Below are 15,178 nucleotides of genomic sequence, written 5' to 3' on the forward strand. Positions count from 1 at the left end.
AACCCATCTTAAACGGTTGACCCGCAAGACTATCTGCTTCTCAAAGTCAGAAGAAATGCACGATAAGATCATCGGATGGTATCTGACGATCAATCATTACCACTAAATCTGCGTCACGACCGAAAATTCTATACGCTGACCAAAGTTGGTGCCTGGGGTCTGGAAACTGAAGCGCTTTATTTCTTTGGAGCCATAGTGACCATGTTACTGGGTAGCGGCCGTTATTCTGTCGTAGGCCCTGATTACCGCTAATCACCTCAATATTTCTGGCCCGGATAAATAATTGTCTATTCGGGCTAGTTTAATATTCAGACCTGTCTTTTACGCTGCCGATATGCTTATTAGCTCATTTTGATAAGGTTTTATCTCAAATACATTCATAACCCCCACTCGTTTATGCTAACGTTAATGACATAACGCTATGGTTAATCGAACCAAAATCGAGACGGAACCAGCATCTTATGTCCAGGAAAAAACGCCTTCTGTTCGTTGTCATCATCCTCTGTGCCATTGCCGCCCTTTATTCATGGAATCGCTATAACAACAGCAAGAATTCATCGCTATCGCTGTACGGTAATGTTGATATCAGAACGGTAAATTTGAATTTCCGCGTTGGAGGCCGCCTGGCTTCATTAACCGTTGATGAAGGCGATCGGGTAAAACCCGGTCAGGTTCTCGGGCGGCTGGACGATGCCCCTTATATCAATGCACTACAGCAAGCCAAAGCCAATGTTGAATCGTTAAAATCCCGTCTGGCGCTGATACAGGAAGGCTATCGCGCAGAAGAGATAGCTCAGGTTAAAGCCGCGGTGGAGCAAAGTCAGGCCGCTTATCAATATGCTGAAAACTTCTATCAGCGGCAGTTGGGGCTGTGGAAGACGCGCTCGGTTTCCGCCAATACTCTCGATGACGCCCGTAATGCCCGCGATCAGGCAAAAGCGACCCTACAATCTGCTAAAGATAAGCTGGCGCAGTTTGAAACCGGAAGTCGTCCACAAGAAATTGCAGAGGCTAAAGCCAATCTGTCTCAGGCCGAAGCGGCTTTAGCTCAGGCGGAATTAAATCTATCCGATACCACTTTGCTGTCCCCTGCCGAAGGAACCATTCTCACCCGCGCTCTGGAGCCTGGCAGTATGCTAAGTGCCAGCAATACGGTATTCAGCCTGTCATTAACTCATCCGGTATGGGTGCGAGCCTACGTAAGCGAAGTTAATCTGGCCAAAGCGGTTCCCGGTACTGAGCTTGAAATCTATACGGATGCACGACCGGATAAGCCATATCATGGCACTATTGGCTTTGTCTCTCCGAATGCAGAATTTACGCCAAAAAGTGTTGAAACCCCTGAACTCCGTACCGATCTGGTATATCGCCTGAGGATTATCGTTTCCGATCCGGATGATAATTTACGTCAGGGTATGCCTGTCACTCTCGCTTTTCCTGCTCATTAAGGCTACGCCATGAGTAATACTGACTCAACCAATATCCACCATATCGTTTTGGATAACGTTGAGAAAAGCTTTAAAGGATTAGCTAAACCTGCGGTTGCCAGCCTGACAACACAAATTGATAGCGGTGCCGTTATGGGGTTAGTCGGGCCAGACGGCGCCGGTAAAACCACCTTAATCCGCATGTTGGCGGGTTTGCTTAAACCGGACTCCGGTACCATTCAGGTTGTGGATCTTGACCCTATTAAAGATGATAGGGAACTGCATGCGGTTTTAGGCTATATGCCACAGAAGTTTGGTCTGTATGAAGATCTGTCGGTGATAGAAAACCTGAATCTGTATGCAGAACTGCGCGGTGTCATTGGGGAAGAGCGTAAAGCCGTCTTTGAGAAACTGTTAACTTTCACCGACCTTTCCCACTTTACTGACCGACTGGCGGGTAAGCTCTCCGGCGGTATGAAACAAAAGCTGGGTCTGGCCTGTACATTAATAGGTCAACCAAAAGTACTGCTGCTGGATGAGCCCGGTGTTGGCGTTGACCCTATTTCCCGCCGTGAATTGTGGAAGATGGTGCATGAGCTGGCGGACGAAGGCATGTTGATCCTGTGGAGCACCTCCTATCTGGATGAAGCAGAGCAATGTCGTCAGGTTCTGTTAATGAATGAGGGAGAGTTGATTTTTAACGGCCCACCGCAAGAGCTAACCCAACGAATGGCGGGCAGAAGCGTGCTGATTGCCGCCACTCAGGGCACCAACCGAAAAATGTTACAGAAGGCGTTAGCTTTACCGCAGGTTAGCGACGGCGTTATTCAGGGGAAATCGGTTCGACTGATTCTGCGTGAAGGAGAGGATCACAGCAAACTGCCTGAATGGCTTGGTCAGCCAGGAGCCCGGGTGGAGGAAGCCGAACCCCGATTTGAAGATGCCTTTATTGATTTATTGGGGGGAAACCCGGCCAGTGAGTCCGCACTGGGGCAAATAATGCCAAGCGTTGAGAGTAATCCTCAGGAAATCGTGATCGAAGCCATCTCCCTGACTAAAAAGTTTGGCAGTTTTGCCGCAACGGATAACGTTAGCTTTCAGGTGAAACGGGGAGAAATATTTGGTCTGTTAGGCCCTAACGGAGCGGGTAAATCCACGACCTTTAAAATGATGTGTGGCTTGCTGGTACCCACCAGTGGAAAAGCGCTGGTATTAAATATGGATCTGAAAACCAGCTCAGGTAAAGCACGTCAGCGGCTGGGGTATATGGCGCAAAAATTCTCGCTGTATGGCAATCTGACCGTCGAACAAAATTTAAAGTTTTTTTCCGGTGCTTATGGTCTGTATGGTGAGAAACAGAAAAATAAGATGGCCGATATGACCAAGGCTTTTAGCTTTACCCCTATTCTTAAACAAGAGCCCAATGCCTTACCCCTTGGTTTTAAGCAACGTCTGGCCCTCTCCTGCGCCCTGATGCATGAACCAGATATTCTGTTTCTCGACGAACCCACTTCCGGTGTCGATCCCGTTACCCGCAGGGAGTTTTGGCTGCATATTAACGGCATGGTAGAGAAAGGAGTTACGGTGATGGTAACCACTCACTTTATGGACGAGGCGGAGTATTGTGACCGTATTGGTCTGGTTTATCGGGGAAAAATTATTGCCGCCGGTTCACCCGACGATCTTAAGCAGCAGGTTGCCACTGTGGATAATCCTAACCCCACCATGGAACAGGCGTTTATTGATTTAGTATTAGGTTATGACAGGGAGGTCGAAAGTGAGTGATTCCCGGGTTAAAAAGCCAAATACCTTTTTCTCTCTGCGTCGCCTGTTCGCCCTGTGCCGTAAAGAGACCTATCAAATTCTGCGGGACCCCAGCAGCGGATTAATCGCCTTTGTGATCCCACTGATGCTACTGTTTATTTTTGGTTATGGTATCAATCTGGATTCCAGCAAATTAAAGGTTGGCATTTTGATGGAGCAGCAATCCCCGGAAGCTCGCCATCTGGTGGACGCCTTTATTGGTTCCGCCTATATTGATCCCACCATCAGCACCGACCGTCGAGAATTAATTCACAAACTTCAGGCCGGTGAAATTCGTGGTTTAGTGGTGATTCCTTCGGATTTTTCACAGCATCTATTACGACCGGAAGATACCACGCCCATTCAGGTGATTACCGATGGCAGCGAGCCCAATACCGCCAACTTTGCTCAGGGGTATGCGGAAGGTATCTGGCAAATCTGGCAGCGAAATCAGGCTATCGACCGTGGAGAAACGCCTCAGGGGCTAATCGATGTTCAGTTACGTTACTGGTTTAACCCTTCAGCCATCAGCCGTAATTTTATTATCCCCGGTGCCATTACCATTATTATGACGGTAATTGGCGCCATTCTTACCTCACTGGTGATCGCCCGTGAATGGGAGCGTGGCACCATGGAAGCGCTACTTTCAACCCAGGTAACCCGAGGGGAGTTGCTGCTATCCAAACTCATTCCTTACTACTTCCTCGGTATGATTGCCATGGCACTCTGTGTGGTGGTGGCAGTGGAGGTTATGGACGTTCCCTATCGGGGTTCGCTAACCATTCTGTTTGGTATAAGCAGCCTGTTTCTTGCCAGTACGCTCGGTATGGGGCTATTGATATCCACCTTAACCCGCAACCAGTTTAACGCCGCAATGGTGGCGCTGAATGCGGCTTTCCTACCGGCGGTGATGCTCTCTGGTTTTATCTTTGAAATCGACAGCATGCCGGAAGTGGTGCGAGCGGTAACCTATATCATTCCCGCCCGTTATTTTGTCAGCACTTTACAAACCCTGTTTCTGGCCGGGAATATTGGTCCTATCCTGTTTATTAACCTACTGTTTCTGATTGCCTCAGCGGTTTTCTTTATTGGGCTAACGGCGCTGAAAACCAGAAGACGGCTGGACTAATCTATGACCAGAGATACCCTGACCATACTTCACCGCATGCTGTCGCTAATAGCCAAAGAGCTACAGTCACTGTTACGCGATCCGCAAACCCGGGCCATTCTGGTATTACCGGTATTGATGCAGGTGATTCTGTTTCCCTTTGCCGCCACGCTCGAGGTCACCAATGCCAGCATTGCTATCTACAGTGAGGATAATGGTAAAGCCTCTATTGAACTAACCCAGCGCATTGCCAAAGCCAAAGCCTTTAGTCATGTATTACTGCTGCACGGTTCGCAGGAAATTGAACCCACCATCAATCAGCAAAAAGCACTGCTGCTGGTACGCTTCCCGGCGGATTTCTCCCGCCGTATTGAATCGGGCCAAAACACACCGCTGCAAATTATTCTTGATGGGCGACGCTCTAACAGCGCACAAATTGCCGCCAACTATATTCAGCAGATTGTTAAGCAATATCAATCTGAGCTAAGCGCAGGAATGCCCAAACAGAACAACAGTCAACTGGTGATACGCAACTGGTATAACCCAAATCTGGATTATAAATGGTTTGTGGTGCCATCCTTAATCGCCATGATTGTCACCATTGGCGTACTGATAGTGACCTCACTTTCCGTGGCACGCGAGCGGGAGCAAGGAACGCTGGAACAGCTATTAGTTTCACCACTGACTACCTGGCAAATATTTATCGGTAAAGCCGTTCCTGCCATGATTGTGGCGATGTTTCAGGCCTCTATTGTGCTGCTCATTGGCATCTTCTTCTATCAGATCCCTTTCGCCGGATCGCTGATGCTGTTTTACAGCACAATGCTGATTTATACTCTGTCGCTGGTAGGGTTTGGCCTGCTGATCTCTTCGCTATGCGCCACACAGCAACAGGCATTTATTGGTGTATTTGTCTTTATGATGCCAGCGATTTTACTGTCCGGCTATGTCTCGCCGGTAGAGAATATGCCGGTATGGCTACAGAACCTCACCTGGATTAATCCAATCCGCCACTTCACCGATATCACCAAACAGATTTACCTGAAAGATGCCGATTTCTCAATTATCTGGGGAAGTTTATGGCCGCTATTGGTGATTACCGTGACCACAGGAAGTATTGCTTATTGGATGTTCAGGAGGAAGATTAGTTAAGTTTATCTCAGTTTCAATGAATATTCCGACCGTAATAGCAATGTGGTCTAATCAATATCGAGAGCGGTCGGAAAACAATCTTACTTAACTAAGGAGCGAGTCGGGCCTAGCCGGGCTACGGACTGTTACAAAACACCTTCGGTGTTTTGCCCTTCGGGCCAGCGCTAGCGCTGTTCAAACAGGCTTTGCCTGTTTGTCGTTGGCTTACGCCAAGTCGACCCCCACGCCCGTCTCTCCCTCCTATTAGCTCTATCAGAAGTCTAAAAAGAAAAATCCTGGTTCAAACCTACTCTTCTACCAATAACTGCCCGATATTCCCGCGATCGGCAAGCTCCAGATTCTGGCTATAGTACATAAACGGGAAATGCGGTGATGATGGTTGGTTAAACTTCACCAACAGTTCGACTTTACCTTCAACCCAAACGGTATCTTTCCAGCCGCTGTCCTCCAGTGGAGGATTAGCCCCATTAACAGAGCTGACAAAGAATGAAGCGCCCTGAATATGGAATGGCTGAGGTTTAGCCGAACTAATAATCCAGCGTTCCCAGGTGCCTAATTTCACTTTGGTATCAATACGTAATGGATCCCAAATAGCGCCATTGATGCCCGGAATATCATCGCCCAAAACAAATTCACGCGAGCGGGTAATACTGCCATCTAATACATCTACCGGTTTCAGGCTGGCAGGAAGCTTATCGGTGACCAACGCCATCAAGCCCGTCGGTTTTATGGTTAACACCAGAGATGAATTCAGAATGCTCGATGGCTCAAAGAAGCTGCGTAGTCTATCAACAACACCAGCGGAAAGACCGGCAGAAATAGAAACCTCTTCCCCTTGTGACATATCGATCAATACTTCCCGACGTTCACCCGGAGCCAAATTCAACTGAGAAACAGCAACCGGCGCCGTTAACAGACCGGTATCATTGGCAATCAGATTGAAAGGCCGATTATCACTTAACGTCAGGGTATAGCGTCGGGAATTGGAGGCATTCAATAAACGTAATCTGACCCAACCGCGGCCAACCTCAACATAGGGTCCGCTAACGCCGTTGGTTAGTAGCGTATCACCCAGGAAACCGGACTCATTGGTGCCGCTGATAGAGTATTCCGGCTGACCAAAAGAGCTAAAGTGCTTATCCTGCAAAATTACCGGAAAATCATTAACCCCATACTGATTGGGAATCGCCAAACCGCGCGTAATATCATCTTCAATGATCCACATACCGGCCAAACCACTGTAGATATCAGCAGCAATCTTATTTGGCGTAATAGCATGATACCAACAGGTTGCAGCCTGCTGGCGAACAGGAATAATTGGCGACCAGTCCACCCCCGGTGACATCATGCGCGCCGCATTTCCCATTAACGTGCCGGGAACCTGAAGCCCACTCACCGTTACCGCAACCGGATCGCTCAGGCGATTACTGTACACCATTTTAACGTCATCGCCATTGCGAACCCGCACCGTAGGGCCTAAATAGTGACCATTAAATCCGAAAGTACTGACCCGCGCACCAGAGACAAACTCCCAGTGGGCGCGTTGCAAAGAGAGATAAAGCGGCTGCCCTTTACGGGTTTCCAACAGAGGAGGTACCGGTAATGCCGCCTGAGGCGCCGTAGCAAATGCCGGAGAAACCATGCTGGCACCTAACGCCGCCCCCGTCGCCTGCAACAAACGGCGGCGACTAATCGGTATCATTTTGTTATTAATCTTAACGACCATTAAAACAACCTTCGTGTCTAACAGCAAAAGGGATCCATCCCGGTCCGCTTTAAATTGTCAGCGTAACAATCATTACGCCAATATATTGGTATCACGTATGCAAAACAAATGGCAGGATCGCCAGGTTTGCACCGGAGATAAACGCCAGTACCCACATTGCAATCACTACCATCGAAATCACTAATAACAGTGATAAACGCTGTTAACGCTGGCGATCCACGGCCTCGCGTTCAGCAACTTCCTGATCCAGCTGCGCCAGCTTTTCTGTCATAATGTCATGACAGTGTTGCGCCAGTTCCCGCACCTGATCTTTATCATAACTGCTGGTATCAATAGGAGACATCATCTCTACAATCACATGACCATTATTCCAACGGTTAAGCTTTATCTTACCGCTGGTAGTGGAAACGCAAATCGGCACAATCTGTACGCCAGCAGCAATAGCCGCATGAAAAGCACCGGTTTTGAACGGCAGTAAACCCCGCCCTCTACTGCGAGTACCTTCAGGGAACATCCACACGGAGATATCCCGCTTTTTCATCTGATCGATAATTTGGTAAATGGTACCGCGAGATTTGGTTTTATTATTGCGATCAATCAAAATATTGCCAGTCAACCAATAGAAGGGACCGAAGAAAGGGATCCACAGCAGGCTCTTTTTGCCCACCGTCACCGTTCTTGGCTGTACCGCCGCCGCGGCCGTAACCATATCGTAATTATTCTGGTGGTTGGCAATATAGATACAGTTTCCGTCAGCTTTAATGACCGGATTAATGCGAGTTTCCACGGTTAAACCAAATACCGGTGCCAGACGACCAAACAGTCGACCGAAAGTATAGGAATGACGAGGGTTACGTGGACTAAAAAGACAATATAACGAGCCACCCAGGCAGACCAAAATACAAAATGGAATAACAATCAAAGCACGCAGAATAACTAGCATATAAACCTCTTTCATTTATAGCCGATAAGTATACCGACTTATAAAGAAAACGCACTGATTCCAATAATAAGTTAACTGAGAGAATCAATTTTATTTCAATCACTCATGATACAAAAGATCCCTTTTTGCCGGATCAATATCTCTCTATTCAAAACGAAACCTACCGTATCCTGTCATTATAGGGAACGCTATGATTACAGAAAAGAAACAGGCTGCTCTGTAAACAGAGCAGCCTGCATTTTTACCGGAATATCCGTCGTCAAATCACTCGGTGACCGGCGTCTCTTCCGTCGGTGATGGAGGCGTATCAACATCAATATTATCGATGCGTTGTAACCCTCGCGGTAACAATGTTCCTTTACGGCCTCTTTCTGCGCGGAATTTCTGTAAATCTTCCGGACGCAATTGCAGCTTACGTTTACCCACATGGAGCGTCACTGATGATTTCGCCGTCAGGATAAACAGATAAACAATGCGGTCTTCCCCTGAAGCGGCCTGTGCCGAAGGAATGGAGATAATCTTGTTACCCTTACCCTTCGACAATTGCGGCAGATCCCCCACCGGGAACAGCAACATTCTGCCAGCGGCAGTAATGGTTAACAGCAGATCGTCTTCACTGTTCACTTCCAGCGGAGTCAGCACTTTGGCATTATCCGGCAGGCTAATCATCGCTTTACCGTTACGGTTGCGGGCTACCAGATCTTCAAAGGTACAGATAAAGCCATATCCTGCATCCGACGCCATCAGTAGTTTTTGATCGTCAGCGTGCATCAATACCTGTTCAACCGTTGCACCCGGCGGTGGCGTTAGTTTGCCGGTTAGCGGCTCCCCCTGACCACGGGCCGACGGTAAGGTTAACGGATCCAGCGCATAGCTGCGTCCGGTGGAGTCAATAAACACCACCGGCTGATTACTTTTACCGCGAGCGGCAGCCTTAAAGCTGTCACCGGCACGATAACTCAACCCTGATGGCTCAATATCATGCCCCTTGGCGCTACGAACCCATCCCATATCGGAAAGTACAATGGTCACCGGCTCAGAAGGTACAAAATCGTGTTCGCTCATAGCCTTAGCTTCGGTACGCACTACCAGCGGTGAACGACGATCGTCACCATAGGTTTCTGCATCAGCCAGGATCTCTTTCTTGATCAGAGAGCTCAGTTTACGGTCGGAACTTAACAGTCCTTGCAGGCGTTCGCGCTCTTTTTCCAGTTCGGCTTGCTCACCGCGGATCTTCATCTCTTCCAGTTTGGCAAGATGGCGCAGCTTCAGTTCCAGAATCGCTTCCGCCTGAGTATCACTGATGCTAAAGCGCTGCATCAATACCGGCTTTGGCTCATCTTCGGTACGAATAATTTCGATGACTTCATCGATATTCAGGAAGGCAGCCAGCAAACCATCCAAAATATGTAGGCGCTTCAGTACACGTTCCAGACGATGATTTAAACGACGAACCACGGTATCCCGGCGGAAAACCAGCCACTCAGAAAGGATCTCAACCAGATTTTTCACCGCCGGACGGCCATCCAGCCCCAGCATGTTCAGGTTAACGCGGTAGCTTTTTTCCAGATCGGTAGTGGCAAACAGATGGTTCATCACCTGTTCCAAATCGATGCGGTTAGAACGCGGTACTAACACCAGGCGGGTTGGGTTTTCATGATCGGATTCATCACGCAGATCGTCTACCATTGGCAGCTTTTTAGCGCGCATCTGGCTGGCGATCTGCTCCATCACCTTAGCACCCGAGGTTTGGTGCGGAAGTGCAGTAATGACAATATCGCCATCCTCTTTCTTCCACACGGCACGCATACGGATCGAGCCTTTACCGGTCTGGTAAATCTTCTTGATTTCATCCTGCGAGGTGATGATTTCAGCTTCCGTCGGATAGTCCGGACCCTGAATTTCGGTCATCAGGTTATCCAGCGTCGCGTTAGGGTTATCCAACAGCATCACCGCTGCATTAGCCACTTCACGCACGTTATGCGGAGGGATATCCGTTGCCATACCAACCGCAATACCCGTTGTCCCGTTCAGTAGGATGTTCGGCAAGCGGGCAGGCAGCATTTTAGGCTCCTGCATGGTGCCGTCAAAGTTTGGTATGTAGTCTACGGTACCCTGTCCCAGCTCGCCCAACAGTAGCTCGGCATATTTGGACAGGCGAGATTCAGTATAACGCATGGCGGCGAACGATTTAGGATCGTCCGGTGCCCCCCAGTTCCCCTGACCGTCTACCAGCGGATAGCGATAGGAGAATGGCTGCGCCATTAATACCATCGCTTCATAACAGGCACTGTCGCCGTGAGGATGGTATTTACCCAGCACATCACCCACGGTACGCGCCGATTTCTTAAATTTAGCTGCGGCATTCAGCCCCAGCTCAGACATTGCATAAACAATACGACGCTGTACCGGCTTCAGCCCATCGCCAATAAACGGCAATGCGCGATCCATAATGACGTACATGGAGTAGTTAAGGTACGCATTCTCAGTAAACTGGTGGAGCGGCTGCTGTTCCACACCGTCGTGAGTTATATCACTCATAGAATTACTCTTTCCTTTCCCGTTTTCCTTTAAAGCTTTGGCTAAACAAAAACGGGGTTCAGATACCGATATTAAACATCAAGTTCCACACGATCGCCCTTTTCCTGTAACCAGTTACGGCGATCTTCTGAACGTTTCTTCGCTAACAGCATATCCATCAAGGCCATGGTGGTTTCGCTGTCTTCAAGGGTTAGCTGAACCAGACGACGGGTATTTGGATCCATCGTGGTTTCTCGCAGCTGTAGCGGGTTCATTTCACCCAGCCCTTTAAAACGCTGTACGTTTGGTTTGCCTTTCTTGCGTTTTAGCTGCTCCAGCACACCCTCTTTTTCCTGCTCATCCAGCGCGTAGTAAACCTCTTTGCCCAGATCGATGCGGTACAGTGGCGGCATCGCCACATAGACGTGCCCCTCTTCCACCATCTTACGGAAATGGCGAACAAACAGAGCACAAATCAGGGTGGCAATATGCAAACCATCTGAGTCCGCATCCGCCAGAATACATACTTTGCCGTAACGCAGTTGGCTGAGATCGTCACTGTCCGGGTCGATACCAATCGCCACCGAAATATCGTGGATCTCCTGCGAAGCCAACACCTCATCGGAAGAGACTTCCCAGGTATTCAGAATCTTACCTTTTAGCGGCATAATCGCCTGGAATTCACGGCTACGCGCCTGTTTGGCAGAACCGCCCGCAGAATCCCCTTCCACCAGAAACAGTTCCGTCACGCTTAAATCTTGTGATGAACAATCGGCGAGTTTACCAGGCAGTGCTGGCCCGCTGACCAGTTTTTTCCGCACCACCTTTTTCGCTGCGCGCATACGCTGCTGGGCGCTGGAAATAGCCAGTTCGGCCAACTGTTCTGCAGCCTGTACGTTCTGGTTCAGCCACAGGCTGAAGGCATCTTTAATAATGCCGGAAACAAAGGCAGAACTCTGACGAGACGATAAACGCTCTTTGGTCTGGCCCGCAAACTGCGGATCCTGCATTTTCAGGGAAAGAACATAAGCACAGCGGTCCCAGATATCTTCCGCACTGAGCTTAACGCCACGCGGCAGCAAATTGCGGAATTCACAGAATTCACGCATCGCATCCAGCAAGCCCTGACGCAAGCCGTTAACATGCGTCCCCCCCTGCATGGTTGGAATCAGGTTTACGTAGCTTTCATTCAGGACTTCACCGCCTTCCGGCAGCCATAACAGCGCCCAGTCTACGGCTTCCGTATCACCGGCAAAAGCACCGACAAAAGGTTTTTCCGGTAACGTTATCAGGCCGTTAACCGCTTCCATCAGGTAATCGGTTAAACCATCCTGATAGCACCAGCGCTGCTCGGTACCATTCACCTTATCGGTAAAAATAATCTCAACGCCGGGACAAAGAACGGCTTTCGCCTTTAACACGTGCACCAAACGGGAGACAGAAAATCTTGGGCTGTCAAAAAAGCTGGAGTCCGGCCAAAAGTGAACGCTGGTACCGGTATTACGACGACCACAGGTACCGACCACCGTCAGATCCTGCACTTTATCGCCGTTTTCAAATATGATGCTGTATACCTGTGCATCGCGACGTACCGTCACCTCTACACGGGTAGACAGGGCGTTAACCACTGAAATACCTACTCCGTGCAGACCACCGGAAAACTGATAGTTTTTGTTAGAGAACTTACCACCGGCGTGTAAACGACACATGATAAGCTCAATCGCCGTTACCCCTTCCTCAGGGTGAATATCGACAGGCATACCGCGGCCGTCGTCGATCACTTCCAGCGACTGGTCTTCATACAAAATAACTTCAATTTTACTCGCGTGACCGGCTAACGCCTCATCAACGCTGTTATCAATAACTTCCTGCCCGAGATGATTCGGACGAGAAGTATCGGTGTACATGCCGGGACGGCGTCGTACTGGTTCAAGGCCGCTGAGCACCTCAATGGAATCAGCGTTATAACTGGATTGGCTCATTGTTTGGTTTCTGGATAAGTTTCAGGGCATAAAAACGATCATTGTTTATTATCAGTGTAAACCGGCTAACCTTCCATAGTATGGCAGGCCTAAGCTATTTATTAAGCCGCAGCAAGCCCTAAAAAATCAACAATCGGGGAAAAATAGAGATCAAAGTTGGCAAAACTGTGGTTTCCACCGGACTCCACCGTTTGCCGACAGGAGGTGTAGTAAGTAATCGCCTGACGGTAATCAAGCACTTCATCTCCAGTCTGTTGCAGTAGCCACAACAGGTCCGGAGACTCCAGTGGTTCTATCTGCATGACTTTGAGGTCATAAACGTGACGTGACTCTATCACATATTGCTGTCCGGTGTAGGGATTCTGATGCTCTCCGATATATTCCTGCAACCACTCAAATGGTTTCACCACCGGATTCACCACCACCGCAGGCAACATAAAACATTGGGATAGCCAGGTAGCATAATAGCCCCCCAACGAGGAACCGACAATTCCCAGTGGTTCTCCCACACGATCCAGAACTATTTGCTCCAGTAGTTCTGCCGCGTCCGCCGGAGAGGGCGGTATCTGCGGAAGCAACATCTCAATGTGCGGATGATGTTCCGCCAGCCAATGCTTAAAATTAACGGCTTTAACAGACTGAGGCGAACTATTAAATCCATGTATATAGAGCAGAGTCGTCATCAATAACCATCCGAGTTCATGTCAGGGCGGAATACATCACCTTCAAGGCGGCACACCGTAGTTTCAATGGAACCATCAGAATAGAGATCGAGATAACGCCAGCCGGGCGCTAAGTCATCAATAGTAAAGTTAGTACAGTGGGGTTTAAATTGCACGCAAGTAGAAGGTGATGCCAAAACCCGTCGGCCATTCCAGTCAAGATCGAGATCCTGATGAATGTGTCCACACAGCAATGTTTTAGCCTGAGGATGTCTGTCGAGCACTTCCGCTAACATATGGGCATTACGCAGGCTGTGTTGATCCAGCCAGGTACAACCCGAAGAGTGAGGATGGTGGTGGAGCAAAATCAAAGCATGGCGATCGCTGTACTGTGTGAGTGAACGATCGAGCCAGTTCAGCTGATATTCACTCAGCTCACCATGAGGTACGCCTAATACCTGGCTATCCAGTAAAATTACGTACCAGTCTTCGCCAGGCAGTACCTGTTTTGAAGGAAGGATCTGTGCCGCTGCCATGGCATCAACCATCGCCGGCTGGAAATCATGGTTCCCCGGCAGCCATACACAAGGTGCAGGTAACGTCGCAATGCCGGTGGTAAAACGTTCATATGCGGCAAAAGAGCGATCCTGAGCCAAATCACCCGTCGCTACGATTAAATCGTAATCGTGCCCCCTTTCGGCGATTGCACGTAAGACGGCCTGATAACTTTTCAGGGTGTTTATACCTAAAAGTGTTTCATCAGCGCCAGCAAATAAGTGGGTATCAGTAATCTGTAAAACTCTCACTTTAGACCCACGCGCTAAAGGGAGTTGAAAAAGGCTTTCCAAGAGATTTCCTTCAAAAGGCTTAAGTTAGTAAGCTCCTGCTTTCTAAGTGTTTAACAAATAGGAACAGACATTGTTCCTCTCATCAGACAAAAGCGCAACCAGTCCGCTAAAAACTGATTAATTTGGTGTTTTTCGTCACGCTGGTGCAATTTTTTATTGGGATAATCATAACTTGCTTTAAATCTAAAGATCTGTTGACTGGAACACACTTCTGCAACTAACGCATCATGATAAAGCCGTACATTCAGGCAGGGCATACTCCAGTAACTAACTTTAGGAAAAACTTGCTTAATAGAGACATAGGAGGTGTAACGGGTAGATTCCAGAGTTTCTATACGATATACCGCCCCGGCAACCTGTAGTTCCACCTGACTTCCAGGCGTGTCATCACGGGGGATCAGGCGACGCAATTGAGCATAATTGACTTCCGTTAAGCGCATCATGGCAGGAAAATCAGGTATATATTTCTTTTTCATTTCATCCTGCCCATGGTTCTTTTTATCATACAAAGCTAATCTATTACTCGCTTTTAACGCCATATTTATCAGCACAATTATTCTATACGGTGGTCTCATATCTGACGGCCTATTATTATTCAGGAACCACCCGGAAATAAAGAATCAATTAATCAGGAAAGCTAAAAGAAGAAGAGAATAAAAGTTTATCTTGTTCAACTAAATATGCCTGGAATTTATCAGGCATAATATATTGATGACATTTACGGAAAATACTGCGGTGTTACATCCCTATAGCCACAATAATATTATGGTTAAATATGTTCGTAATTAACCTCACAATAAAAACCTTTCATATCACTTCCTCCGGAAATCAGCCTGTAACTAATAATTTGGTCATTCGCTTTTCTGGAATAGAAAGTAAAATTGGGTCGTGACGCATATTTAGTGTTGTGGTATTCTTCGCCCTTTGGATGATTGATGGCAAAGATTGATGTAGTTTGTCCCCGCTGTTCTGAAACGAGTGATGTGATCCGAAACGGTCATTCCACC

At 48.3% G+C, this 15,178-nt stretch carries 13 protein-coding genes and 1 pseudogene; 7 read left to right on the forward strand and 7 right to left on the reverse strand.

Going from position 1 to position 15,178, the window contains the following annotated elements; all coding sequences use genetic code 11:
* From LPW36_RS16390 to LPW36_RS16415, 6 genes and pseudogenes are all read left to right on the forward strand, one after another.
* Positions 1-106 (forward strand): IS1 family transposase (locus LPW36_RS16390; RefSeq protein ID WP_230609480.1); only part of this gene is annotated, 106 nt, incomplete at its 5' end.
* Between the two features lie 17 nt (positions 107-123).
* A pseudogene (locus LPW36_RS16395) lies at positions 124-252 on the forward strand (DoxX family protein); the annotation flags it as partial.
* 209 nt (positions 253-461) lie between these two features.
* Positions 462-1,448: a secretion protein HlyD gene (gene hlyD, locus LPW36_RS16400; protein WP_230611552.1), complete on the forward strand. Its 987-nt coding sequence runs from the start codon at positions 462-464 to the stop codon at positions 1,446-1,448.
* A 9-nt stretch (positions 1,449-1,457) separates the two neighbouring features.
* Complete coding sequence (locus LPW36_RS16405; RefSeq protein ID WP_230611553.1) at positions 1,458-3,212, forward strand: ATP-binding cassette domain-containing protein; 1,755 nt, start codon at positions 1,458-1,460, stop codon at positions 3,210-3,212.
* On the forward strand, positions 3,205-4,359 hold the full coding sequence (locus LPW36_RS16410; protein ID WP_420844808.1) for an ABC transporter permease: 1,155 nt from the start codon (positions 3,205-3,207) through the stop codon (positions 4,357-4,359). Before LPW36_RS16405 ends, LPW36_RS16410 begins: the two co-directional genes overlap by 8 nt.
* A 3-nt stretch (positions 4,360-4,362) precedes the next feature.
* The gene (locus LPW36_RS16415) at positions 4,363-5,490 is read left to right on the forward strand and encodes an ABC transporter permease (RefSeq protein ID WP_268991780.1); all 1,128 of its coding nucleotides are present in this window, start codon (positions 4,363-4,365) and stop codon (positions 5,488-5,490) included.
* Positions 5,491-5,776: 286 nt separating this feature from the next.
* On the opposite strand, the gene ftsP is transcribed toward LPW36_RS16415, so the two are convergent.
* The 7 genes from ftsP to LPW36_RS16450 all read right to left on the reverse strand — a co-directional run bounded on the left by ftsP (position 5,777) and on the right by LPW36_RS16450 (position 14,647).
* Entirely contained in the window at positions 5,777-7,189 is a 1,413-nt protein-coding gene (gene ftsP, locus LPW36_RS16420) for a cell division protein FtsP (protein ID WP_230611565.1), read from the reverse strand.
* Positions 7,190-7,418: 229 nt separating this feature from the next.
* Entirely contained in the window at positions 7,419-8,159 is a 741-nt protein-coding gene (locus tag LPW36_RS16425) for a 1-acylglycerol-3-phosphate O-acyltransferase (protein WP_230611555.1), read from the reverse strand.
* A 264-nt stretch (positions 8,160-8,423) separates the two neighbouring features.
* Positions 8,424-10,700 (reverse strand): DNA topoisomerase IV subunit A, encoded by a 2,277-nt coding sequence (gene parC, locus LPW36_RS16430; RefSeq protein ID WP_230611557.1) that lies wholly within the window; start codon positions 10,698-10,700, stop codon positions 8,424-8,426.
* 71 nt (positions 10,701-10,771) lie between these two features.
* On the reverse strand, positions 10,772-12,661 hold the full coding sequence (parE, locus tag LPW36_RS16435) for a DNA topoisomerase IV subunit B (protein ID WP_230611558.1): 1,890 nt from the start codon (positions 12,659-12,661) through the stop codon (positions 10,772-10,774).
* A gap of 101 nt (positions 12,662-12,762) precedes the next feature.
* Positions 12,763-13,344 (reverse strand): esterase YqiA, encoded by a 582-nt coding sequence (gene yqiA / locus LPW36_RS16440; protein ID WP_230611559.1) that lies wholly within the window; start codon positions 13,342-13,344, stop codon positions 12,763-12,765.
* Positions 13,344-14,171, reverse strand: coding sequence for a 3',5'-cyclic-AMP phosphodiesterase (gene cpdA / locus LPW36_RS16445; RefSeq protein ID WP_230611561.1), 828 nt, complete (start codon positions 14,169-14,171; stop codon positions 13,344-13,346). The genes yqiA and cpdA overlap by 1 nt, the downstream gene beginning before the upstream one ends.
* A gap of 50 nt (positions 14,172-14,221) precedes the next feature.
* The gene (locus LPW36_RS16450) at positions 14,222-14,647 is read right to left on the reverse strand and encodes a DUF1249 family protein (protein WP_230611563.1); all 426 of its coding nucleotides are present in this window, start codon (positions 14,645-14,647) and stop codon (positions 14,222-14,224) included.
* A gap of 459 nt (positions 14,648-15,106) precedes the next feature.
* Here LPW36_RS16450 and LPW36_RS16455 point away from each other — a divergent pair.
* Positions 15,107-15,178, forward strand: a 72-nt coding sequence (locus LPW36_RS16455) for an IS1 family transposase (RefSeq protein WP_338085959.1), incomplete at its 3' end; no start/stop codon positions are given.

This window comes from Limnobaculum eriocheiris, from assembly GCF_021010575.1.
Taxonomy (GTDB): domain Bacteria; phylum Pseudomonadota; class Gammaproteobacteria; order Enterobacterales; family Enterobacteriaceae; genus Limnobaculum; species Limnobaculum eriocheiris.